This window comes from Pseudomonas sp. RIT409, from assembly GCF_003052515.2.
Classification (GTDB): domain Bacteria; phylum Pseudomonadota; class Gammaproteobacteria; order Pseudomonadales; family Pseudomonadaceae; genus Aquipseudomonas.
Map to the genome: position 1 here is coordinate 99,433 of NZ_QARE02000004.1, position 23,766 is coordinate 123,198.

The 23,766-nt window shown below is 61.7% G+C and carries 24 protein-coding genes; 2 read left to right on the plus strand and 22 right to left on the minus strand.

Annotated elements, in window-relative coordinates:
- Nucleotides 1-12: 12 nt before the first annotated feature.
- The 11 genes from DBP26_RS06820 to DBP26_RS06870 all read right to left on the minus strand — a co-directional run bounded on the left by DBP26_RS06820 (nt 13) and on the right by DBP26_RS06870 (nt 8,995).
- Nucleotides 13-999 (minus strand): DNA polymerase III subunit delta', encoded by a 987-nt coding sequence (locus DBP26_RS06820; protein WP_108237128.1) that lies wholly within the window; start codon nt 997-999, stop codon nt 13-15.
- Nucleotides 992-1,636 carry a dTMP kinase gene (gene tmk / locus DBP26_RS06825; protein ID WP_108237129.1) on the minus strand — a complete coding sequence of 215 codons (645 nt, stop codon included), beginning with the start codon at nt 1,634-1,636 and terminating at the stop codon, nt 992-994. The genes DBP26_RS06820 and tmk overlap by 8 nt, the downstream gene beginning before the upstream one ends.
- A gap of 19 nt (nt 1,637-1,655) precedes the next feature.
- On the minus strand, nt 1,656-2,840 hold the full coding sequence (gene mltG, locus DBP26_RS06830) for an endolytic transglycosylase MltG (RefSeq protein WP_108237130.1): 1,185 nt from the start codon (nt 2,838-2,840) through the stop codon (nt 1,656-1,658).
- A gap of 3 nt (nt 2,841-2,843) precedes the next feature.
- Nucleotides 2,844-3,662 carry an aminodeoxychorismate lyase gene (pabC, locus tag DBP26_RS06835; protein WP_108237131.1) on the minus strand — a complete coding sequence of 273 codons (819 nt, stop codon included), beginning with the start codon at nt 3,660-3,662 and terminating at the stop codon, nt 2,844-2,846.
- The gene (fabF, locus tag DBP26_RS06840; RefSeq protein WP_108237132.1) at nt 3,659-4,903 is read right to left on the minus strand and encodes a beta-ketoacyl-ACP synthase II; all 1,245 of its coding nucleotides are present in this window, start codon (nt 4,901-4,903) and stop codon (nt 3,659-3,661) included. The genes pabC and fabF overlap by 4 nt, the downstream gene beginning before the upstream one ends.
- 108 nt (nt 4,904-5,011) lie before the next feature.
- Nucleotides 5,012-5,248, minus strand: a complete 237-nt coding sequence (gene acpP / locus DBP26_RS06845; RefSeq protein WP_108237133.1) for an acyl carrier protein — start codon at nt 5,246-5,248, stop codon at nt 5,012-5,014.
- Between the two features lie 186 nt (nt 5,249-5,434).
- Entirely contained in the window at nt 5,435-6,175 is a 741-nt protein-coding gene (gene fabG, locus DBP26_RS06850) for a 3-oxoacyl-ACP reductase FabG (protein WP_108237134.1), read from the minus strand.
- Between the two features lie 15 nt (nt 6,176-6,190).
- Nucleotides 6,191-7,129, minus strand: a complete 939-nt coding sequence (gene fabD, locus DBP26_RS06855) for an ACP S-malonyltransferase (protein WP_108237135.1) — start codon at nt 7,127-7,129, stop codon at nt 6,191-6,193.
- A gap of 130 nt (nt 7,130-7,259) precedes the next feature.
- On the minus strand, nt 7,260-8,267 hold the full coding sequence (plsX, locus tag DBP26_RS06860; RefSeq protein ID WP_108237136.1) for a phosphate acyltransferase PlsX: 1,008 nt from the start codon (nt 8,265-8,267) through the stop codon (nt 7,260-7,262).
- Between the two features lie 4 nt (nt 8,268-8,271).
- Nucleotides 8,272-8,454 (minus strand): 50S ribosomal protein L32, encoded by a 183-nt coding sequence (gene rpmF / locus DBP26_RS06865; RefSeq protein WP_010447173.1) that lies wholly within the window; start codon nt 8,452-8,454, stop codon nt 8,272-8,274.
- A gap of 13 nt (nt 8,455-8,467) precedes the next feature.
- Nucleotides 8,468-8,995 (minus strand): YceD family protein, encoded by a 528-nt coding sequence (locus DBP26_RS06870; RefSeq protein ID WP_108237137.1) that lies wholly within the window; start codon nt 8,993-8,995, stop codon nt 8,468-8,470.
- A 106-nt stretch (nt 8,996-9,101) separates the two neighbouring features.
- Between DBP26_RS06870 and DBP26_RS06875 the strand changes: the two genes are divergently transcribed.
- Nucleotides 9,102-9,680, plus strand: a complete 579-nt coding sequence (locus tag DBP26_RS06875; protein ID WP_108237138.1) for a nucleoside triphosphate pyrophosphatase — start codon at nt 9,102-9,104, stop codon at nt 9,678-9,680.
- 61 nt (nt 9,681-9,741) lie between these two features.
- Here DBP26_RS06875 and sppA read toward each other — a convergent pair whose 3' ends face one another.
- The 3 genes from sppA to rluC form a co-directional block, all read right to left on the minus strand.
- Nucleotides 9,742-10,734: a signal peptide peptidase SppA gene (sppA, locus tag DBP26_RS06880; RefSeq protein ID WP_108237139.1), complete on the minus strand. Its 993-nt coding sequence runs from the start codon at nt 10,732-10,734 to the stop codon at nt 9,742-9,744.
- Between the two features lie 113 nt (nt 10,735-10,847).
- Entirely contained in the window at nt 10,848-11,501 is a 654-nt protein-coding gene (locus DBP26_RS06885) for an HAD-IIIA family hydrolase (protein WP_108237140.1), read from the minus strand.
- A complete protein-coding gene (gene rluC, locus DBP26_RS06890) occupies nt 11,491-12,447 on the minus strand; it encodes a 23S rRNA pseudouridine(955/2504/2580) synthase RluC (protein WP_108237141.1) in 957 nt (318 codons plus the stop codon). Before rluC ends, DBP26_RS06885 begins: the two co-directional genes overlap by 11 nt.
- A gap of 716 nt (nt 12,448-13,163) precedes the next feature.
- On the opposite strand from rluC, the gene rne reads away from it, so the two are divergent.
- A complete protein-coding gene (gene rne / locus DBP26_RS06895) occupies nt 13,164-16,373 on the plus strand; it encodes a ribonuclease E (protein ID WP_108237142.1) in 3,210 nt (1,069 codons plus the stop codon).
- 106 nt (nt 16,374-16,479) lie between these two features.
- Here rne and DBP26_RS06900 read toward each other — a convergent pair whose 3' ends face one another.
- From DBP26_RS06900 to DBP26_RS06935, 8 genes are all read right to left on the minus strand, one after another.
- A complete protein-coding gene (locus DBP26_RS06900; RefSeq protein ID WP_108237143.1) occupies nt 16,480-17,070 on the minus strand; it encodes a nucleotidyltransferase family protein in 591 nt (196 codons plus the stop codon).
- 123 nt (nt 17,071-17,193) lie between these two features.
- Nucleotides 17,194-18,213, minus strand: a complete 1,020-nt coding sequence (murB, locus tag DBP26_RS06905) for a UDP-N-acetylmuramate dehydrogenase (protein ID WP_108237144.1) — start codon at nt 18,211-18,213, stop codon at nt 17,194-17,196.
- A gap of 46 nt (nt 18,214-18,259) precedes the next feature.
- Nucleotides 18,260-19,024, minus strand: a complete 765-nt coding sequence (gene kdsB, locus DBP26_RS06910) for a 3-deoxy-manno-octulosonate cytidylyltransferase (protein WP_108237145.1) — start codon at nt 19,022-19,024, stop codon at nt 18,260-18,262.
- Entirely contained in the window at nt 19,021-19,206 is a 186-nt protein-coding gene (locus DBP26_RS06915) for a Trm112 family protein (protein ID WP_108237146.1), read from the minus strand. Before DBP26_RS06915 ends, kdsB begins: the two co-directional genes overlap by 4 nt.
- A 17-nt stretch (nt 19,207-19,223) precedes the next feature.
- Nucleotides 19,224-20,219: a tetraacyldisaccharide 4'-kinase gene (lpxK, locus tag DBP26_RS06920; RefSeq protein ID WP_108237147.1), complete on the minus strand. Its 996-nt coding sequence runs from the start codon at nt 20,217-20,219 to the stop codon at nt 19,224-19,226.
- A complete protein-coding gene (locus tag DBP26_RS06925) occupies nt 20,219-20,650 on the minus strand; it encodes a biopolymer transporter ExbD (protein ID WP_108237148.1) in 432 nt (143 codons plus the stop codon). The genes lpxK and DBP26_RS06925 overlap by 1 nt, the downstream gene beginning before the upstream one ends.
- Nucleotides 20,647-21,321: a MotA/TolQ/ExbB proton channel family protein gene (locus DBP26_RS06930; RefSeq protein ID WP_108237149.1), complete on the minus strand. Its 675-nt coding sequence runs from the start codon at nt 21,319-21,321 to the stop codon at nt 20,647-20,649. The genes DBP26_RS06925 and DBP26_RS06930 overlap by 4 nt, the downstream gene beginning before the upstream one ends.
- An 84-nt stretch (nt 21,322-21,405) precedes the next feature.
- The gene (locus tag DBP26_RS06935; protein ID WP_108237150.1) at nt 21,406-23,622 is read right to left on the minus strand and encodes a DNA internalization-related competence protein ComEC/Rec2; all 2,217 of its coding nucleotides are present in this window, start codon (nt 23,620-23,622) and stop codon (nt 21,406-21,408) included.
- Nucleotides 23,623-23,766 lie beyond the last annotated feature (144 nt).

Sequence of the window (23,766 nt, forward strand, 5' to 3'; positions counted from 1 at the left end):
CAGGCGGCCAGTCTAACCTTGTCCGGTCAAAGATGCCCACTGGACCAATAACGCTTCGAGCAATAAAACCCGGTTCAAGTTCGCCTTGGACAAGACCTTCTGCCGCTGCAGCAGGACCCAGTCCTGTATGGCCAGTACTTTTGGCTGCGGGGACTTCTGCGCCAGGTACTGCACGACCTTGCGCATGTCAGCCAATCCGAGGCCGCTTTCATCCTCGGTCAACTGGTAACGCAACATCAGGTTGGACCAGTCACAGAACCAGTCGAACAACAACAGCAAAGGAACGTCTTTCCACCCTTCCGCCAACTGAGTCGGTGATTGCTGGCCCTTGAGCAATTTCTTCACACCGTCCACGACCAGCGCGCGTTGTTCGCGAACACCCTGCGCCTGAAGCGCAACGGCTGCCAGGGGAGACCCTGCCGCCAAGGTCAACAATTCGACGCGCTCTTCGTCGCTACACTCGGGCAAGGCCTCCGCCAGCCATGCCACGCTCATGGCTTCGCTCGGTAATGGACAGGCCTGTTGCACGCAACGACTCTTGATGGTGGGCAGCAACCGGCTTGGCTGGTGGCTGACCAGCAGCAACACGGTATCGCCTGAAGGCTCTTCAAGGCTTTTCAACAGGGCGTTGGCGGCGTTGATGTTCATCGACTCAACAGGCTCGATCAACACCACTTTGCGACCTCCCATCTGCGCCGTCTGCACCACGAAACTGACCAGATCCCGTACCTGATCGACCTTGATCGCTTTGTCGGCCTCTTCAGGTTCCAGCACATAGTTATCGGGATGACTGCCAGCGGCCAGCAGCGAACATGACTTGCAGTGTCCGCAGGCCTCCAGGCCGAGCGGCTGCTGACAGAGAAGCCGGTGCATCAGCCGCTCGGCCAGCGCCCGCTTGCCGATCCCAGCCGGCCCATGCAGCAGATAGGCATGGGCATGCTGGGTGCGCCCGGCCAGTTGCTGCCAGAGGGCCTGTTGCCATGGATAGCCTTCAGCCATGCTGGCGTTCCGCAAGCCGCTGCAGCAGGTCGGGCATCATCGCATCAAGAGAAGCCTGCACCTCGTCGAGCGAACGGGCAGCTTCGACCAGCCGATAACGCTGAGGCGCGGCCGCCGCACGGTTGAGATAGGTGCTGCGCACCGCCTCGAAAAACGCTCGCCCCTCCTGCTCGAAACGGTCCAGGCGCCCCCTGGCCGTGGCGCGAGCCAGGCCAATTTCAACCGGTAAATCGAACACCAGGGTCAGGTCTGGCCGCAGCGCACCTTGCACGAAATCTTCCAGGGCAGCGATACGCTCGACCGACAACCCGCGACCTCCCCCTTGGTAGGCATAGGTGGCATCGGTGAACCTGTCGCACAGCACCACGGCACCGCGGGCCAAAGCCGGCCGAATGACACTCGCCAAATGCTGAGCACGGGCGGCGAAGACCAGCAGCAGTTCGGTGTCGGCGTCCATGACTTCATCGCTCGGCGCCAAGAGCAACTCACGAATGCGCTCGGCAAGCGGCGTACCGCCTGGCTCGCGGGTCAACACCACGTCGATGCCCTGCTCGCGCAGGCGCTCGGCCAGGTATTCGCGGTTGGTGCTTTTACCGGCGCCTTCTGGGCCTTCAAGGGTGATAAACAAACCAGTCACAGGCTGTCCTTGATCAGATTCATTGCGGTTTCGGCTCGCTTTTCTCAGGTTCGCCGCTGGCCTCGGCAGGGGCCGCGGATTGCGCAGGCGTGGGCACCTGAGGCGCAGTGGGGGATGACCCCGTTGCGGACTGCGGCACGTCGGCGCCCGACTCCGGGACTGGGAGCGTCACCGGCGCGGGGCTGGAACGGTAATCGGCACGCCGCTTGAGCTGAAACGCTTTCACGGCCGCATTGTGCGCATCGAGATCAGCGGAGAATACGTGGCTGCCATCCCCTCGTGCGACGAAATACAGGCTGTTGCCCGGTGCGGGGTTCATCGCCGCGTGAATCGCTTCGCGCCCTACCATGGAAATTGGCGTCGGCGGCAGCCCTGGGATGACGTAAGTGTTGTAGGGCGTTGCCTCTTTCAGGAACGCCCTGGTGATCTTGCCGTTGTATCGCTCGCCCAGACCATAGATAACGGTCGGATCGGTTTGCAGCAACATGCCTTGCTGAAGGCGCCGCACGAATACGCCGGCGATTTGCCCGCGCTCCTGAGGCACGCCCGTTTCCTTCTCTACCAGGGAGGCCATGATCAGCGCCTGGTAACGGTCGGTGTAAGGGACGTCGGCAGCGCGATCGTCCCACTCCTCTTTCAGCACTTCATCCAGACGGTTGTAGGCCTGCTTCAGCAGCTCGGCGTCGGTCATGCCGCGGACATAACGGTAGGTATCGGGAAAGAAGCGGCCTTCAGGGAAAACGTCTGGATGGCCGATTTTGGCCATCAGCTCACTGTCGCTGAGATCGGCCAATGTCTGTTCCAATTTTGGCTGCTTTGCCAATGCCGCGCGAACCTGACGAAAATTCCAACCCTCAACCAGGGTCAGGCTGTATTGCACCACGTCGCCTTTCTGCCACAACGCCAGCAGCGATCTGGCATCCATCCCGGGGCTCATGCGGTACTCGCCACTGTGCAACGCCTGGTCAGAGAGGTTGAAGCGCCAATAAAGACGCAGCCAGAAAGCGTCCTTGATCACCCCTTCTGCTTGCAATCGATTAAGCATGCCATTGGGTGACGCACCGGAGGGCACGTCGAGCAGCCTTTCCTCGGTCAAGTTCAGCGGCTGTTGCAGCGCGTTGCGCTGTTCCCAGAAGGCCAGACCCAGCAACAGCCCCGCCAGAACCAGACCCGTTTCCAGCAAGACGAATAATTTTCGGATCACGAATCAGATATCCAGAAGCCCGCGAGCGAGGTGTTGCAGTTTACGGGTCACAGGGCCAACCGGCCAGTTCAGTTGCTCGAACTCACGCACCGGCCAGATGCCATAGACGCTGTTGCAGACGAAGACTTCATCGGCTTTGCGCAGATCCGACATCCCCAGGTCCAGTGCCCGGACCGCCATGTTCTGCTGCTCGCCGAGACGCAACACCTCGGCACGCATGATGCCAGCCACTCCACACCGGGACAGATCCGGCGTCAGCAACACCCCGCCCTTGACCAGGAACAGGTTGCTGTAGACCGCTTCGACGATTCGCCCGGATGTGTCACGCATCAGGCCTTCGGCGTGCTCGGTGTCATGCCATTCATTGCGCGCGAGCACCTGCTCCAGACGGTTGAGGTGTTTCAGCCCTGCCAGCAGCGGCTGCTCCGCCAGACGCGTTCGACAGGGGAAGAGCCGCACCCCATGCTCGGCATTGGACGGCGGGTAGGCCGGCAGCGGGCTGGCCTGGAGGATACGCACACCCCGAGCGCCCGGGACTGGCGCGTAGCCGCGCAGGCCATCACCCCGGGTGATGATCAGCTTCATCACCCCTTCCTGCATCTGATGGGCGAAGGCCCGGCATTCGGACTCGATCAGCGGCAGGTCAAGGGCGAACGCAAGCCGCTTTCCCGTCACGGCCAGGCGATGCATGTGGCCAGAGAAAAGCAAGGGTTGGCCCGCCTTGACCAGGAGGGTTTCGAAGAACCCATCCCCGTAGGCCAGCCCTCTATCCTTCACGGACAGCTGGCTGGCAGGCTGGCCATCGATCCAGCAGAAGGTCATTCAGCGTACCGGCGGAACACCAGCGAACCGTTGGTGCCACCAAACCCGAAGGAGTTGGAGACGACCACATCGATCGGCATGCTGCGGGCCTCATGTGGCACGAAGTCCAGATCACAACCCTCGCTGGGCTCATCGAGGTTGATGGTCGGCGGCGCTACCTGGCCGTTGATCGCCAGGACGCTGAAAATTGCCTCGATCGCCCCCGCTGCGCCCAGCAAATGGCCGGTCATCGACTTGGTCGAACTGACCGCCAGCTTGTAGGCGTGGTCGCCGAACACGGACTTGATCGCGCTGACTTCCGCCAGGTCGCCCGCCGGCGTGGAAGTACCGTGTGCGTTGATGTATTGCACCTGGTCCGGGGTGATCTTCGCATCGCGCAGTGCATTGGTGATGCAGCGCGCAGCGCCGGCGCCATCATCAGGAGGGGATGTCATGTGAAACGCATCGCCACTCATGCCGAAACCGATCAACTCGGCATAGATGGTCGCGCCACGAGCACGGGCGTGCTCAAGCTCTTCCAACACCAACGCGCCAGCGCCATTGGACAACACGAAACCGTCGCGCCCCTTGTCCCACGGGCGGCTGGCCCGCGTCGGCTCATCGTTGCGCGTGGACAGTGCGCGGGATGCGCCGAAGCCACCCATGCCCAGACCGCAGGCCGCCATTTCGGCGCCCCCGGCGATCATGACATCCGCCTCGTCGTACGCGATATTTCGCGCGGCCATGCCGATGCAATGGGTGCTGGTGGTGCAAGCCGTGGCGATAGCGTAGTTAGGCCCCTGCGCACCCAGGTGGATGGACAGGAAGCCTGAAATCATGTTGATGATCGAACCCGGTACGAAGAACGGGGAGATCTTGCCTGGCCCCTGTTCATGCATCAGCCGGCTGGTGTTTTCGATGTTGGTCAGGCCACCGATGCCGGAGCCCATGGCTACACCCACGCGCTCGCGATTGGCGTCGGTGATTTCGATACCTGCGTTGCGCACAGCCTGAAAGCTGGCCGCCAAGCCGTACTGGATGAACAGGTCGAGACGGCGAGCCTCTTTGGGCGACAGGTATTCTTCGACGTTGAAGCCTTTGACCGATCCGCCGAAACGGGTCGTATAAGCCGAAAGATCCGTGTGTTCGATGGGGCCAATGCCACTCTGGCCAGCCAGAATGCCTTGCCAGGTGCTAGGCACATCGTTGCCCAATGGCGTCAGCATACCCATACCGGTGACCACGACGCGTCTACGCGACACAGGACTCTCCTTTAATCTATTGACGAAACGCTGGCCCTATTCAAAGAAAAAACCGCACGCCTGAGGCAGTGCGGTTTCTCCAGGACAGCGAACTACGGCTACGAAAGCTTACGCCTGGTGGGCGGTGACGTAGTCGATAGCCTCTTGAACGGTGGTGATCTTCTCGGCGCTCTCGTCAGGGATTTCGGTCTCGAATTCCTCTTCCAGAGCCATCACCAGCTCAACGGTGTCAAGGGAGTCAGCACCCAGGTCTTCAACGAAAGAAGCGGAGTTGACCACTTCCTCTTGTTTGACGCCAAGTTGCTCGGCAACGATTTTCTTGACGCGCTCTTCGATGGTGCTCATACCGTGTTTTAACTCCTAGTGGACAAATTCGGGCCGCGGGCCGATGGGTAAGTGTATAGAAGAGGTTTTGCGTATTTCAAGCTAATCGCAACTCCTGCTTCTTCCATCGCTCCGCAACCCATCAATAAATTTCAGCTTTATAACGGATTTCGGACAGCCCGTATGACAATTTTTCGGTACGGGAAGTCACATGTACATGCCGCCGTTCACGGGGATTGTAGCCCCGGTCACGTAGCCAGCACCTTCCGAGGCAAGAAAAGCGACCACATGCGCGATCTCTTCCGCCTGCCCCAGTCGACCCAGCGGAATCTGGGCCGTCAGGGAATGACGTTGCGCCTCCGGCAGCTCGCGCGTCATGTCGGTGTCGATGAAGCCCGGCGTCACCGAGTTCACCGTGACCGCCCGCGAACCGACTTCACGTGCCAGCGCGCGGCTGAAGCCTTCCAGACCCGCTTTCGCGGCGGCGTAGTTTACTTGACCGGCATTGCCCATGGCACCCACCACCGAGCCGATGCTGATGATACGCCCCCAGCGAGCCTTGGTCATGCCGCGCAGCACACCCTTGGTCAGGCGATACAAGCTGGTCAGGTTGGTGTTGATGACATCATGCCACTCGTCATCTTTCATACGCATCATCAGGTTGTCACGGGTAATTCCGGCGTTATTGACCAGGATCAACGGGGCGCCAACGCGTTCGGTGATCTGTGCCAGCACCGCACTGACGGATTCGTCATTGCCAACGTCCAGCGCCAGGCCGAAACCCTCGACACCGTTTTCCTTGAAGTAAGCGGAAATTTTTTCGGCACCGGCCTCGGAGGTCGCCGTACCCACGACCGTAGCGCCATTACGGCCCAGTTCAAGGGCGATAGCCCGACCGATGCCACGGCTGGCGCCGGTGACCAATGCAACTTTACCTTGCAGACTCATGCAGGCGTCTCCTTATCAGGCCAGCGCTGCACGAGCGGCAGCGAAGGCATCCGGGGTATTGAGGTTGTAAGTGTTCACGCCTTCGGCGCAGCGCTTGTTAAGGCCGGCGAGTACCTTGCCCGGACCGCACTCCACCAGTTGCAGCGCGCCGTTGGCGGCCAGCGTCTGGACGGACTCGACCCAACGGACAGGCTTGTACAACTGTTGAAGCAGGTCGGTTTTCAACGTGTCCAGGTCCGAAGCCACGGCGGCGGTGACGTTTTGCACCAGGGGAATCTGTGGCACTTGCCAATCGATGGCAGCGACGGATTGTGCAAAACGCTCGGCCGCAGGACGCATCAGTTCGCAATGCGAGGGAACACTGACTGGCAGTGGCAATGCACGTTTGGCACCTTTGGCCTTGCACACTTCGATTGCACGGTCCACGGCGGCCTTGGCACCTGCGATGACCACTTGACCCGGGGAGTTGAAGTTGACTGCGCTGACCACATCACCGTGGGCCGCTTCGGCACAGGCTGAAATGACATCCGCATCTTCCAGGCCAAGAATGGCCGCCATGCCGCCTTGCCCTGCAGGCACGGCCTCCTGCATCAATTGACCACGACGCTCGACCAGCTTCACCGCATCGGCCAGCGACAGACTGCCCGCTGCGACCAAGGCGCTGTACTCGCCCAGGCTGTGCCCGGCAACGAACGCCGGACGTGCGCCTCCTTCGGCCAACCAAAGGCGCCACAGGGCAACCGAAGCGGTCAGGATCGCAGGCTGGGTTTTATCGGTCTGATTGAGGGTTTCTTCGGGCCCCTGCTGGGTGAGCGCCCACAGGTCATAGCCCAAGGCGTCGGAGGCTTCTTTGAACGTATCCAGCACCAGCGGAAACTGCGCGCCCAATTCAGCGAGCATGCCGAGGGATTGCGAACCCTGGCCCGGAAAGACGAATGCGACGGAAGCAGACATTAACTAGCCCCTGATGGTTGTCGTCAAAAAGAACGCCCGGCAGAACCGAACGTTTGGAAATTCAATGTGTTGCGCGAGAACCGTTGGATGACCAGACGGTCACGAGGGTCACATTCTAGCGCACGGCACCTCATAACAACTCTTCCAGTCGACCATGCAAGCGCTCCGGCAGATTTTCCTGGATCTCGATCAACGCCCGCTGAATCGCGCTCTGGAACCCTTGGACACCTGCAGACCCGTGGCTTTTCACCACAATGCCTTGCAAGCCCAGAAAGCTGGCGCCATTGTGCCTCGCCGGGGCCAAGTCCGCTCGGAGGCGCTTGAGCAACGGCATCGCCAGCACCCCTACGGCCCTGGACATCACACCCTGCCGAAACAAGGTCTCGATTCGGTCACCGATCATTGTGGCGAGCCCCTCGCTGGATTTGAGCAGAATATTTCCGACAAAACCGTCGCAAACCACCACGTCCGCCTCACCCCGGTATAACCCGTCACCTTCGATGAAACCGGTGTAGTTCAGACCGGGCGCCGCCTGGAGCAGGCTCGCCGCGAGCTTGACCTGCTGATTGCCCTTGATGTCTTCAGTGCCGACATTGAGCAAGGCCACCTTAGGCCGCACCACGCCCAACGCTTCGGCAGCCACCCCCCCCATCACCGCAAACTGATACAGGTGCTCAGCGCTGCAATCGACGTTGGCGCCCAAGTCGAGCAATTGGCAATAGCCCTGCTGTGTGGGTATCGCGGCGACCATCGCGGGCCGATCGATCCCCGGCAGTGTCTTGAGGACAAAACGCGACAGCGCCATCAAGGCACCCGTGTTTCCCGCACTCACGCATGCCTGGGCACTGCCCTCGGCCAACAGGCGCAGCGCCACACGCATCGAGGAATCCGGCTTGCCACGCAGCGCGAGCGAAGGCCGATCATCCATGGTGATGACCTCGCTGGCGTGCACAACGGACAGGCGCGACCTGTCGACGCCGGAATGACGTGCGATAAGTTCTTCAATAAGGGGAGCATGACCGACGAGGGTCAGATGAAGCGAGGGGGTAGCGAGCAGGCAGGCAATGCTGGCCTGGACAATGCTGCGGGGACCGAAGTCCCCGCCCATTGCGTCGATCGCGATGATCGGAGCGGACAAGAACTTACTCGTCAGCGCCCTTGTCGATCACTTTACGGCCACGGTATACGCCTTCTGGCGATACGTGGTGACGCAGGTGAACTTCACCAGTGGTTTTTTCTACAGACAGAGCGCTAGCCTCGAGAGCGTCGTGCGAACGGCGCATGTCACGGGCAGAGCGGGATTTTTTGTTCTGCTGAACAGCCATAATTGATTAACTCCTAAACGTTTGGGTCACGCTTTAACTGCGCCAATACACTGAACGGGTTGGACCGCGTTACCTCGTCCACGCTCGGCTCGGGCTCATCGAGGCCCGCCGGCTGCTGGCATTCTTTCGGATCATGAGCAGGCACGATGGGCAGGGCGAGCAACAGCTCTTCCTCGATCAACGCCAGCAGATCCAATGGATCTTCGCCGAGTTCCAGCACGTCATAGCCTTTCGGCAACGACTGGGTGTCTGCACCCTCCTTGACCACGGCGTAGCTGCATTCGCTATGGATCGGCAGGGTGACCAGCTCAAGACAACGCTGGCAAACCATTTTGACCTCGACGTCGATTTCACTGTGAAAAACCACAGCGCGTCGCTCATCTCGCTCAAAAACGAATTTCGCCTGCACTGTACCGAGATTGTCAGCAAGCGGGTCGCAGAGTCTCTCCAAATCGGCCAGCGGCAGCGCACCTTCGAGAGAGGCGCCACGATCGGCTAATTTGCGCGGGTCAACGTGAGGTGGAATCGGGTCATTCAACATAGGCGCAGCATTCTAGGGACGACCCCGGCGGCTGTCAAAGGAAATTCAGGGCTGTTCGGCACCTGGCCCGCTGATTACACTCGCCCCTTCTGTTTCGGAGACCACCATGCTGCCTTTGCTTCTTGCCTCCAGCTCGCCCTACCGCCGGGAATTGCTCGCTCGCCTCAGCCTGCCGTTCGTCTGTGCATCGCCGGACATCGACGAGCGCCGTCGCGACGACGAGCCTGCCATTGCATTGGTCCAGCGCCTGGCGCAGGAAAAAGCCAAGGCCTTGTCAGGGCTGTATCCCGACCACCTGATCATCGGTTCCGATCAAGTGGCCGTACTGGGCGAGCGGATTCTTGGCAAGCCGCATACCTTGGATAAAGCGCTCGAGCAATTGACCGCCAGCAGCGGGAAAAGCGTGAGCTTCCTGACGGGCGTTGCGCTGTACAACAGCCAGACCGGCCACTGTCAGGTGGACTGCGTGCCGTTTACCGTGCACATGCGCGAATTGAGCGCCGAACGCATTGCCCGCTACCTGGACGCCGAGCGCCCGTACGACTGCGCAGGCAGCTTCAAGGCAGAAGGCCTCGGCGTCAGCCTGTTCCGGAGCACCGAGGGGCCCGATGCAACCAGCCTGATCGGCCTTCCTTTAATAAGGCTGGTGGACATGCTGATGGCCGAAGGTGTGCAAATCCCCTGACTGCCTGAGCTGCCACGAAAAACCCGACCAACGGCCGGGTTTTCTTCTCAGTTCGATAGCTTCAGCGCAGAGAAGGCCCACCGAACCCCGCCCACATGGCGATCTTTTCCGCGACGCTGGAGCCAATCTTTTTGGAGAATCGGTCCAGGGGCGATTCCTGAACGGTGTAATCGACGATTTCTTTCTCGCCAATCACCTCGCGCGCTACATAACTGGAACTGCCCAGGCCGTCGACCAGCCCGAGCCCGACCGCCTGCTCTCCCGTCCAGACCAGTCCCGAGAAGAGCTCCGGATGGTCCTTATCTTTCAGTCGATCCCCACGCCCGGCTTTCACACTGGCAATGAATTGCTTGTGCGTGGTGTCCAGAACACCTTGCCAGAACGCAGTCTCGTCTGCTTTGGGCGGCTGAAAGGGATCGAGAAAGGCCTTGTGCTCGCCGGAGGTGTAAACCCGACGGTCAACTCCCAGTTTTTCCATGGTTCCGACGAAGCCGAAACTGGCAGCCGTCACCCCGATGGAGCCTACGAGGCTGGCCTTGTCGGCATAAATCTCATCGGCAGCGCTGGCGATGTAATAAGCGCCCGAGGCGCCAAGATCACTGATGACGGCGTACACCTTGATGTCCGGCTTCTTGGCGCGCAGGCGGCGGATCTCGTCGTAGATGTAACCGGACTGCACTGGGCTGCCGCCCGGACTGTTGATACGCAAGATCACGCCCTTGGTTTTCTCGTCGTCGAACGCTGCCCTCAGCGCAGTGACGATGTTGTCGGCGCTGGCGGCCTCCGTATCGGCGATCATGCCTTTCACATCGATCAAGGCCGTATGGCTGGCGCCACGCGACGCCCCCTTGCCGAACTCCATCAGCGGCGAGAACAGTGCCAATGCCGCGAACAGATAAATAAAGGTCAGTGATTTGAAGAAGATGCCCCACCGCCGGGTCCGACGATGCTCTTGAACATTGGCCAGCAGCGTCTTCTCCAGCAGTTTCCAGCTTTTCGCATCACCCGTGTCGTCTTGCGCTTGCGAAGACGGCGATTTCCATTCGTCCGACATAGATCATTTACCCCGACAACTAAGATTTGGCCAAAAGTCTGTAATAAGGCTGCGCTCGATCAAACCCGCCGAAAGCAGGCGGACGTCCGAGCTCATAACGCCTGCTCAACGCTCTACGCACCCAACCATGTGCGCAATTCGGAAAAGTGCCCGATCGTCAGTCGAGGCTTGTACGCCAGGAGCGCCTCGAGCGACTGCGCGCCGTAACCGACGGCGACTGCATCCATTCCCGCATTGTTCGCCATCATCAAGTCGAACGACGCGTCGCCGACCATCAAGGCCTTATCCGGCTTGACGCCACAATGATCGAGGATTTGGTTGAGCATCAATGGATCGGGCTTGCTGGCCGTTTCATCTGCGGCCCGAGTGGCATCGAAATAATCGAGCCAGCCATGCGCCTTGAGTACGCGATCCAGCCCACGACGCGCCTTACCGGTCGCCACCGCCAGCCGGTATCCCTCGGCGCGGAAGGCTTCCAGCGATTCACGCACCCCATCGAACAGCTTCGACGGCTCGGCATCCATGGCCATGTAGCTGTCGGCATAGTGCTGACGAAAATCGAGAAGGTCGTTGCCGGAGATGTCGGGATAGAGCGTCCGGATCGCTTCGGGCAGGCCCAGACCGATAATGCCTTTGATGGCCTGGTCGTCCCGCACGGGCCGCCCCGCAAGGTTGGCGGCCTGCCGCATGGCGTCAAGGATGCGCCCGATGGAGTCGGACAGCGTGCCGTCCCAGTCGAAGATCAGCAGTTCATAATCAGGACGCACTCAATCGCTCCACGGTCTTGGCCCACATGTCGTCGACTGGCGCCTGCAACTCGAGTTTCCCGCCATCAGGCAGGGGCACGGTCAGCGCGTAGGCATGCAGGAACAGGCGCTTGCCACCCAGGTCGCGAATCTCACGGCTGAAGTTTTCGTCGCCGTACTTGCTGTCACCCGCGATGCTGTGACCGGCGTGCAGGGTGTGCACCCGGATCTGATGCGTCCGCCCAGTCACCGGACGCGCCTCGACCATGGTCGCGAAATCGCCGAAGCGGCGCAGGACCTTGAACAGCGTCAGCGCCTCCTTGCCCTCATCGTTCACTTCAACCATGCGCTCACCGGACCGCAGGTTGCTCTTGAGCAGCGGCGCGCGCACCTGCTTCTGCGAAGTCGGCCAGTGGCCGCGCACCAGCGCCATGTACCGCTTGTCGACGCCATCGCCGCGCAATTGCTCGTGCAGATGACGCAGCATGCTGCGTTTCTTCGCGATCATCAGCAGCCCTGAGGTGTCCCGGTCCAGCCGGTGAACCAGCTCCAGCTCCTTCGCATCAGGGCGCAACTGACGAAAGGCTTCGATGACCCCGAAACTGAGCCCACTGCCGCCGTGGACCGCGATCCCAGCGGGCTTGTTCAACACGATCAGCCCCTTGTCTTCGTGAACGATGGCCTCTTCCAGCCGCTGCAACAGCCCCTGCGCTACTGGTACCGGCTCGTCACGCTCGGGCACGCGCACAGGAGGAACACGCACGATGTCGCCCGCCTGGACTTTGTATTCAGGCTTGACCCGCCCCTTGTTCACCCGCACTTCGCCTTTGCGCAATATGCGGTAAATCAAGGTCTTGGGAACGCCCTTGAGGTAGGTGATCAGAAAATTATCGATGCGTTGACCGGCAAGTTCCGGCGCAACCTCAACCAGCTGAACGCCGGGGGTTGGAGGGGTGATATTCGTCATGGCGCAAATCATAACAATTTTTTATGGATTTGAAGCACTTAATGATTGCTGCTATAGTCGCGAACGCCGCCAAAAGCGGCCTGGGCAGCGGATAAACGGTAAGAATACCGGCCCTGACCAACGCAATTCACAAGGGCGCGAGGCCGTCCTACGGGGCTTTCGGTGACAACGAACGGCCAGCCGGTGTAACGAGCGCAGGTGACATGAGGCCTGAAACAAGCCCGATCGCAGAGTGAAACGCTCGCCATCGAGGCCCACGTTCAAGGGCAGTTCACAAAGTGCAGTCACGGGCGGTTACTTCGAGCGAATGCTGCGCAAACCACGCCTTAATTTGAGCCATGAGGCGCGAACTTCCCATCGAAGATCGCGTGAATGCAAACCCGCTGCGGATTCAGCGCGCGGCAGCACCCGAATTATCAGGGATACGTGTGGGGTGGAGACGCACAACCGTCGGACTGTGTAGCAAAAGGCTTTAATCAAGACGCTTCATATCGTCCGCTACCGATGGTTGATTCCTCCTCCTGACAAAGCTTTTGCTGACAGGGTGTCATTTGTCACCACAGCAAGCAGGAAACGTCGTCGCGACGATGGCCCCTCTGGCCGGACATCGCTAGACACTGGAGTGTCCAAGCACTCCTGACGCGCCCTGACACCGACCGTGAGAAGTCGTGTGTGCCGAACGCCGTTTCCGGCAGCCCGGAAACCGACGGTACTACATGAAAAGAATGCTGATTAACGCAACTCAACCCGAAGAGTTGCGTGTTGCGCTGGTAGACGGCCAGCGCCTATACGACCTGGACATCGAATCCGGGGCCCGCGAACAGAAGAAGGCCAACATCTACAAAGGCCGGATCACGCGTATCGAGCCGAGCCTGGAAGCCGCTTTCGTGGACTTCGGTTCCGAACGTCACGGCTTCCTGCCGCTGAAGGAAATCTCCCGCGAATACTTCAAGAAAGCCCCGGAAGGTCGCGTCAACATCAAGGAAGTCCTGAGCGAAGGCCAGGAAGTCATCGTCCAGGTCGAGAAGGAAGAGCGTGGCAACAAGGGCGCGGCCCTGACCACCTTCATCAGCCTGGCCGGTCGTTATCTGGTGCTGATGCCGAACAACCCGCGCGCCGGTGGCATTTCGCGCCGCATCGAAGGCGAAGAACGCAACGAACTGCGCGAAGCGCTGAACGGCCTGATCGCCCCCGCCGACATGGGCCTGATCGTGCGCACCGCCGGCCTCGGCCGCAGCAGCGAAGAAATGCAGTGGGACCTCGATTACCTCCTGCAACTGTGGACCGCTATCAAGGAAGCGTCTCAAGACCGCGCTGCCCCGTTCCTGATCTACCAGGAAAGCAACGTCATTATCCGCGCCATCCGCGACTACCTTCGCCAGGACATTGGCGAAGTCTTGATCGACAGCGTCGAAGCCCAGGAAGAAGCTCTGACCTTCATCCGCCAGGTGATGCCGCAATACGCCAGCAAGATCAAGCTCTACGAAGACAGCGTTCCGCTGTTCAACCGCTTCCAGATCGAAAGCCAGATCGAAACCGCCTTCCAGCGCGTGGTCGAACTGCCTTCCGGCGGCTCCATCGTCATCGACCCGACCGAAGCGCTGGTGTCGATCGACATCAACTCGGCGCGTGCCACCAAAGGCAGCGACATCGAAGAAACCGCCCTGCAGACCAACCTTGAAGCGGCCGAGGAAATCGCCCGCCAACTGCGTCTGCGGGACATCGGCGGCTTGATCGTCATCGACTTCATCGACATGACCCCCGCCAAGAACCAACGCGCCGTGGAAGAAAAAGTCCGCGAATGCCTGGAAGCCGACCGCGCCCGCGTGCAGATCGGTCGCATCTCGCGTTTCGGCCTGCTGGAAATGTCCCGCCAACGTCTGCGCCCATCACTGGGCGAAAGCAGCGGCATCGTTTGCCCACGCTGCAGCGGCACCGGCATCATTCGTGATGTCGAGTCGCTTTCGCTGGCGATCCTGCGCCTGATCGAAGAAGAAGCGCTGAAAGACCGGACCGCAGAAGTGCGCGCTCAGGTCCCAATCCCGGTCGCCGCCTTCCTGCTCAACGAAAAACGCAACTCGATCACCAAGATCGAACTGCGCACCCGGGCCCGCATCGTCATCCTGCCGAATGACCACCTCGAAACGCCGCATTTCGAAGTGCAGCGCCTGCGCGACGACAGCCCGGAAGCCCACAGCCTGCAGTCCAGCTACGAAATCGCTGCTGCCGCCGCCGAAGCCGAAGAAGTTCAGCCAACCGCCGCGACCCGGACCCTGGTCCGCCAGGAAGCAGCCGTCAAGACCGCACCCGCTCGCGCCAACGCTCCGGTCCCGACCGAAGTGGCTGAACCTGCCGCTGCAGCACCGGCCCCTGTGGCTCACGAGCCAAGCCTGTTCAAAGGCCTGGTGAAGTCGCTGGTCAGCCTGTTCGCCAGCAAGGAAGAGCCGGCTGCGCCGGTCGCCGCCGTCGAAAAACCGGCCACCGAGCGCCCTGCCCGCAATGAAGAGCGCCGCAACGGTCGTCAGCAGAGCCGCAACCGCAATGGCCGTCGCGATGAAGAGCGCAAGCCGCGTGAAGAGCGTGCTCCGCGTGCCGAGCGTGAAGAACGCGCACCGCGCGAAGAACGTGCACCGCGTGTCGACCGGGAAGAACGCGCGCCGCGCGAGCCGCGTGAAACGCGTGACGACAGCGCACCTCGTGAAGAACGCGCTCCACGTGCACCGCGTGAAGAGCGTCAGCCACGCACACCACGTGAAGACCGCAAGCCGCGGGAAGAACGTGTGCGCGAACTGCGCGAGCCACTGGACGCCGCACCGGCCGCCAACGCACCGCGCGAAGAGCGTCCGGAGCGCGCGCCACGTGAAGAGCGTCAGCCACGCGCGCCGCGCGAAGAGCGCAAACCGCGTGAAGAGCAGGCAGTCGCGGCCGTTGATGACGAAGCTTTGTTGAACAACGAAGAACAGCACGACGACAACCAGGAGCACGCCGAAGGCGATCGCCCTCGTCGTCGTTCCCGTGGGCAACGTCGTCGCAGCAACCGCCGTGAGCGCCAGCGTGACGCCGATGGCAATGTGATCGAAGGTTCGGAAGGCAGCGAAAGCGGCGAGGTCCGTCAAGAGGGTTCGAGCGAGGAAATCGCAGCGGGTCTGGTCGTGACCGAAGCGGTTGCCGAAGTGGTGATCAGTGCTCCGGCAGAAGCCGAAGCCCAGCATCAGGCTGAACGTGCTACCGCAGCGGTGGAATCCGCGGCGGCAGAAGTTGCACCTGCCGAACACGTTGAAGCGCCGGCCGTGGAACAGCCAGCGGCACCGGCCAGACGTTCGGTCATGCCTGAAGTTGAAGTGGCACAATTCGACGCCTCGCTGAGCCCGTTCGAGCGCCAAGTGAAGGCGGCCGCACAGGCAGAGACGCCCGCAGCAATCGCGGCGGAAGCGCCAGCCGCCGAGCCAGCCCCGGAAGCACCAGCGCCTGTCGTTGAGGCCCCTGCCGTTGCGCCAGTGGAAGCTCCAAAAGCTGCCGAACCTGTGGTGGAAGCGCCCGTCGCAGCCGCTCCGGCTTCGGTCGAGACGCCTGCCGAGACTGCAGCACCGGAAATCGTTGCAGCACCGGTGGCTGCCGAGCCGACGCCTGCAGCGGCGCCAGCAGCCACTGCAGCGAGCACCGAAAAGCCGTCCTTGCCGATGGCCAGCACCGGCCGGGCAGCGAATGACCCTCGCGAGGTTCGTCGCCGTCGTCTGGAAGCCGAGCGCCTGCAAAAGCAAGCCGAGGCCGCCGCCACATCGTCGACAGAGGCACCGGCCCCGGTGGCAGCAGAAGTCACCGTTGAACCGGCAGCATCGTCGCCCGTCACTCACGAGCCCGCCAAGGCGGTCGTGACTGAAAACGGTGAGGAACTGGACGAAAGCAAAGCGCCTAAGTCCTTGTAATATCAGCGGCACGTAAAAAGCCCCGCCTGTGTCACACAGGTGGGGCTTTTTAATGCGCGCCATTTAGGCGCTACAGGTTACCGCCCTTGTCGGGAACATGACCGGCTTATTTGAAAACCAGTGCGGCGGGTACATCCACGTCCCACAACACGCCTGGGTCATCGACCAACAGCTGGTTGACCTCGACACCCTGGAACAGGCGCCTGGCACCCTTCTCTCCTGCCAGCCCCCTCAGCGCCGGACCGAAACTGCGCCCAAAACCCACCGGATGGCCATACTGCCCCCCATGGACCGGAACGCTGATGAGATCAGCGGTCAACGATTGCGCCACGCACTCCAGGGTCTCCACTTGAATGAATGGCATGTCGCCCAAGACGATCAACCAGCCACGGTGATCGGGCTCGGCTGCCACCGCCGCTGCGATACTGTCGCCCATTCCGGGCGAATCCAGCACCACCACCTCGCAGCCGTGGCGCAAGCCCAGCTCTGCCACGCTGGTGTACTCGGGACGTGTCAGCAGGACGGTCTTATCGACGACCGTGCGCAGATTTTCCAGCACATGTTCGAGTACGGCACGCTCGACACCGTCGCGGCCCATGCATTGGGCGAGCAGCTTATTGCGATGGGCGCCGGCAACCTGCCGGAAACGTGCCCCCTGCCCCGCGGCAAGGACGATGGCGCACAGGGTTTCACGCATGCGTTATCTCTGATCGGAGGTTTTCAATCGAAAATGCAAACGTCAGGCCAAATGGGGCGTGCCATGCGTTGCCTGATGCCCCGAAAGACGCTCGGGCAACGGAATGGCGATCGCAAGCGTCCTTCAATAGAGGTTCGGTTCCATCTCCAGCGTAACCCCAAAGCGGGCGTGAACATCGGCCTGGATGCGCTCTGCCAGATTCAACAGATCGCATCCGGTCGCACGGCCGTAATTCACCAGCACCAGTGACTGAAGCGCGTGAACCCCGGCATCGCCGTCCCGATACCCCCTCCAGCCTGCCTGCTCGATCAACCAACCCGCGGCGAGCTTCACTTGGCCGTCGGCCTGTGGATAAGCCACCAGCCCGGGGTGAGCTTCGCCAATTCGCGCAGCCAACTCGGCAGACACCAGGGGATTCTTGAAAAAACTGCCTGCATTGCCCAGCACGGCCGGGTCAGGCAATTTTTCGCTGCGTATCGCGCAAATCGCTCGACTCACGTGCATCGGCGTTGGCTCCGTGACACCTTGCTCCTGCAGGCGCTGACGCACCGGGCCGTAATCCAGGTTCAACCTGGCCGGGTAGCTCAAGCGAAAACGCACCCGCAGCACCAGCCAGCGGCCCGGCTGATGTTTGAACAGGCTGTCGCGGTAACCGAAAGCACAGGCAGCGAGATCGAACTCGCGCTGTTCGCCGGTCTCGCGGTCCAGCGCTGTCAGGCTGTGGAAAACATCCTTCAGCTCCACGCCATAGGCGCCAATGTTCTGCATTGGAGCAGCCCCGACGGTGCCCGGGATGAGGCTCAGGTTTTCCAGCCCTGACAACCCCCTGGCAAGCATGTCCTGAACGAAAGGATGCCAAGGCTCGCCGGCCTCCGCTTCGACAATGGCCATGTCGCAATCCTCGCGAACGATCCGGACCCCACGACTGGCCATGCGCAGCACGAGGGCGTCGACGTTCCGGGTCAACAACAGGTTGCTGCCGCCGCCGATCACCAGCAGCTCAAGACGATGCTCGGCGGCATAAGCCAGCGCTTCATGGACATCGGCATCCGAATGGGCCTCGGCGAACAGCCGGGCCCTGACATCGACGCCAAACGTATTAAAGGGCTTGAGCGAAATGTCAGCGTGGATATCCAGGCTCATGAGCAGGCCTGCACTGTGATTACCTGAGCACGACGATCACGCACGATCAGGCCTCCAGCAAGCGTCGAACGCGCTCGAGGTCTTCTGCTGTGTCGACGCCAGCAGGGGGCGCCTCCACTGCATCGGCCACGTGAATGCGCACGCCGTGCCAAAGCGCCCGCAGTTGTTCGAGGCTTTCGGTATTTTCCAGCCAGCACGGCCCCCAACTGACGAAATCGTGCAGGAACCCGGCGCGGTAAGCGTAAATGCCAATGTGACGGCGATAGGGCACGCCCTCGGGCAATTCGTCGCGACTTCGGGCCAGGGCATCGCGAGCCCATGGCAGCGGCGCCCGGCTGAAGGTCAGGGCCAGGCCATTGATGTCGGCAATGACTTTGACCACGTTCGGATTGAACAGGGCCGTGACATCCTCGATCGGTTCGGCCAGCGTCGACATGCGGGCTTCGGGATGGGCGGCGAGGTTCTCGGCGACCTGGTCGATCACCGCCGGTGGAATCATCGGCTCGTCGCCCTGCACGTTCACCACAATGGCATCGTTGGCAAGGCCCAGTTGCGCGGCCACCTCCGCCAGCCGGTCGGTCCCGGAGTTGTGGTCGTCGCGCGTCATCAGCACTTCGGCTCCGAACCCTTCACAGGCCTCGACGATCCGCGGGTCATCGGTGGCCACGACCACGCGCTGCGCACTGCTTTTGCGCGCCTGTTCCCAGACGTGCTGGATCATCGGCTTGCCCGCGATGGTTTTCAACGGTTTGCCGGGGAAACGACTGGAGCCATAACGCGCCGGAATGACAACGGTGAATCCAGCCGTCATTTGTCCAACCGCTCTTCGGTGGTCAGGGTGCGCGCTTCGCTTTCCAGCATGACCGGAATGCCATCACGGATCGGATAAGCCAGGCCTGCGCCCTTGCTGATCAGCTCGGTCTTATCGGCGCTGAGCTTGAGCGGGCCTTTGCAGACCGGGCAGGCAAGGATGTCGAGCAATTTGGTGTCCATAAAAAATCCTGAGCGAGTCATGGCAGAAGCCGGGTTAACTGCGTATCGAACCAATCGACGAAGGCCGGAGAAGGTACCGCTTCCACGGCCAGGTACCACCAGTCCGGCGCTGCAAAAGGGGTGCACTTCACAGCGTCTTTCTCGGTCATGACCAGCGGCAGGGAGGGCGTGAACGCCAAGGCATCTGCGGTGAACTGGGCATGGTCGGGGAAGGCATGTGGGACCGGCCGCCAGTTTAGTCCTTCGAGCGTATTGAAGAAACGGTGCGGATTACCGATGCCCGCCACGGCATGCACGGCCTGACCGGCTGGAAAATGATCCAGCCCCGCGCGCGCTCCCGTCACCAGATTGACCAGCGCAGAGGGCTGCAGATGAAACGCGAAACCGTCGTCGCGGTCACTGCGTGCGCCGTTGTACAAAAGCGCATCGACGCTGTTCAGCCGCTCGACCGGTTCGCGCAGCGGACCGGCGGGCAGGCAACGGCGATTGCCCAGCCCTCGCGCGGCATCGATCAGCACCAGCTCCAGATCGCGAGCGAGCCGATAATGCTGCAAGCCGTCGTCGGAGAGAATGAGGTCCAGTGGTTCTGCCGCGAGCAACGCCCGTACGGCGCGAGCACGATCAGGGTCGATCATCAGCGGCACCTGGGTGCGCTTGACGATCAGCAGCGGCTCGTCTCCGGACTGTTCGGCCGGCTGATCGGCACGGACGCGCCACGGCAGGCTGGGAGGTTTGGCCCCATAACCGCGACTGACCACGCCAACGCGCAGGCCCTGCTGGCGGCAGTGTTCGATCATCCAGAGAATCAGCGGGGTCTTCCCCGTGCCACCCACGGTAATGTTACCCACGACGATCACGGGCACCGTCGGCCGGTACACCTCGCTTGCACCGGCGACGAAGCGTGCCCGCTTGCGGTCGACCACGCGTCGATAGAGGGCTTCCAGCGGCCGCAACAGGACCAGCGCCGGATGGCCGTTGTACCAGGCATCGAGCAAGCGATCGGTGAGTGCCATCAATTAGCCGAAGCCGCCTCGACAGTGGTCATGCGCAGGTGGGCGAAACCCAGCTTGCCCGCCGCATCCATGGCCGTGATCACCGCTTGATGCGGCGTCTTTCCATCCGCACTGATGGACAACGCCAGGCTGGTGTCGCCGCCCGACTCTTTCTGCAGGGCGTCGATCAGGGTCTCGAGTTTGCTGTCGGCCAACAGGGTGTTGTTCACCGAATAGACGCCATCGGCGTTGATCGTGATGTCCACGTGCTTTTTATCGACATCGTCGGCAGACGCCCCGGTCACCGCCTGGGGAAGGTCCACACGCAGTTGGGTTTCGCGGGTAAACGTGGTGGTGACCACGAAGAACAGCAGCAGGATGAACACCACGTCGATCAGCGACACCAGATTGATGTCGATGGTCTCGCGGGGCTTGCGACGGCGGAATTTCACTTCTTGCGACCCTCGCCGCGGGCAGCGGCCTTGAGGTCGGGTTTGGCGTCGGTCAAGTCGACGTCACGGTCACCCTGCACCACTTCCACCAGCTTGATGGCTTCCTGCTCCATGCCGACCACCAGTTCATCAACCCGGCTTTGCAGATAGCGGTGGAAGAAAATAGTCGGGATTGCCACGGTCAGGCCCGAGGCGGTGCAGATCAGCGCCTTGGAGATCCCCCCGGCGAGCATCCCGGCGTTGCCGGTCATGCCGGTGGCGGTGAACGAGCCAAAGATGTCGATCATGCCCAAGACGGTACCCAGCAGCCCTAGCAGGGGTGCCATGGCAGCGATGGTGCCGAGGGTCGCCAGGTAGCGCTCCAGATCATGAATCACCCGAGCGGCCGCTTCTTCGATGCACTCTTTCATGATCTCGCGACCGTGTCGGGAATTGGCAAGACCGGCGGCGAGGATCTCACCCAAGGGCGAATCGGCACGCAGCTCCTTGAGTTTTTCGCTGCTCAGTTGCTTGTCCTGAATCCAGCGCCATACCTGACCCAGCAAATGTGGTGGCGTAATGCGGCTGGCGCGCAGGGTCCACAGACGTTCGATGATGATCCCGACGGCGGCGATGGAACTCAAAATGATCGGCAGCATCATCCAGCCACCCGATTTGACCAGCTCCCACACAGCAACCACCCCCTGAAAAAAAGTGGCGCCACTCTACCATAGGGTTGACGCCTCGCCGAACCCGCCGATCACCGAACGCACACTTCAATCTCGCCAGAATCGCCGTACCTCCCGCTCCGCCTTCGCCTTGCCGAAGGCGCCTAGTTGAAGGGTAATAGCACCGCGTTCGGCGCTGTCATGGGTCTCGATACCCAACCAGCGATAGCGGGACATGACCAGCGGATGGGGATGCCCGAAGGCGTTGTTTCGGCCCCGGGAAATCAGCACGCCTTCGGGCGACACCGCTTGCAGGAAGCGTTTTGACGAGGAGGTCCGGCTGCCGTGGTGGGGCGCCTGCAGCCACCGGGCGCGCACGTCGACGCCCTCATCCAGCAGCGCCTGCTCGGCCTGGGCGTCAATGTCCCCAGTCAGCAATAACCGCTCGCCTGCGGCGTCCACCCGTAACACACAGGACCCTTGGTTGCCCTCCGCTGCCTGGTCCCACAGCCATGTCGAAAACGTCACCCCGTTCCAGGTCCAGGTTTCACCTTTGTTGCAACGTTGAACAGACAAGCCGGGTGGCATGCGTTCGATGTCCCCACCCAGGGTGCGCACCACGGGCAAGGCGCGCTTTACGGCCTGGGCGCCGCCCGCGTGGTCGGCGTCGGCGTGGCTGAGCAGCATCACGTCCAGCGTCCCTATCCCTGCGCGGCGAAGCGCCGGCAACACCACGCGTTCGCCGATATCGAACTCACCAAACCGTGGGCCGGCGTCGTACAGCAAGGCGTGGTCGCGGGTACGCAGTAAAATCGCCAGCCCCTGCCCGACGTCCAGTTGCTGAACGCGGACCTCGCCGGGCGGCACCACCTCCCGCGGCGCGAACACGCAGAGCAGGAGCATGGGCCAACCAAGCGGACGCAGGGGGACGCCAGCAGGCAACAACAGGAGCACGGCGCCCAACAGGCTCATGGGCCAGACCCAGACCGGGACCGCTGGCCCCGTCCAGGCGGGCAAGGCCTGCGCCATGTAGGAAAGAAAGCGGAAAAGCCCCTCCATCGAACCACCCGCCAGCCAGAGCAATGTCTCGCCAAGGGGTGGTATGGCGAGAAAAAAGGTGCCGAACAGCGCCATGGGCAAGATGAAAAGGCTGACCCAAGGCACCGCGATCAGGTTGACCAGCGGACCACTCAAGCTGACGGGCAGATTGAGGGCTAGCAGCACCGGCAACAGGCCGACGGCGATGAGCCACTGCGATCGCGACCAACTGTGCAACCCATGCCAGGGACCGAGTCGCCCGGCAAAAATCAGAATCAGGATGCCAACCGCGGTGAATGACAACCAGAACCCGGGACGCAGGCTGATCAAAGGATCCGCGAGCAAGAGCAGATTCAGCGCGATCAGCAACGGCCAGGTCACGCCCAGATGGCGAAAACGCAGGCGCCATATCAGCACCAACCCCAGCATGACGCAGGCGCGTTGCACCGGCACACCGAACCCGGCCAGAAAGCCATAGACCAATGCGCCAGCGAAGGCCAGCCCACAGGCTGATGGCAGCCACGGGATGACGCGGGGCCACAGGCCCAAGCGGGCGAGCCCGGCGACCAGGCCATATAGCAGCCCTGCGAGCAAGCCGATGTGCGTGCCGGAAATCACCAACAGGTGCACGGTGCCGGTGTCTTGCAGCACCTGCCAGTCCTTCGCGCTCAAACCCGAGTCATCCCCGAGCACAAGCGCGGCCAGGCCGCCCTCATGCCCTTGTGCGTCGACGGCGAGCAGGCGTTGCCTTATCGCATCGCGCCACACTGTGCCGGTGGCCGCGAGCAACGTGCCGTCGACCACCGTACCGGTGGCACCGATCCGCTGGGCGAGCAGCCAGGCTTCGTAATCGAACGCATCAGGGTTGGCCAGGCCGCCCGGGCGCTTGAGTTTGACCGCCAGCCGCCAGCGTTCGCCACTGTTCACGGGCGGCCCGTCATACCATGCGACCCGAATGCGTTCGGGCAAGGGGGTGCGCCGCGACACGAGGTTGTCGAGCTGAAAGCGCGTGGCCCCTTCCGCAACACTGGGCAAACCGACCACGGTGCCCTCCAGCCAGAGGGTCTGGCCATCGAAGCGCTCGGGCAGCCGATCCTCAAGCGCGCCTTTCGCTGACACCGTTGCCCAGGTCAACCCGAACAGAAAAAACGCCAGCGGATAGGTGCGAAATGGCAAGGCCATGAGCCCGACCCACAGCATCGCCACTATCAACCAGACCGGCGGTAATGCCGGCAGAAAACGCAGCACCAGCAACCCCAGTGCAAGCGCCACCATCCCTGTGCGCATAAGGCTTCCCTTCATCGACCGATGACATTCACCTTCATGACTTAGCGCACTGAATCCATCGCGCATTTATTAATTGTCACAATGTCTGAATTTCCATCCGCCATCATCCATGCATACTTTCTCGACCTCCCCGCCCAGCCCCTC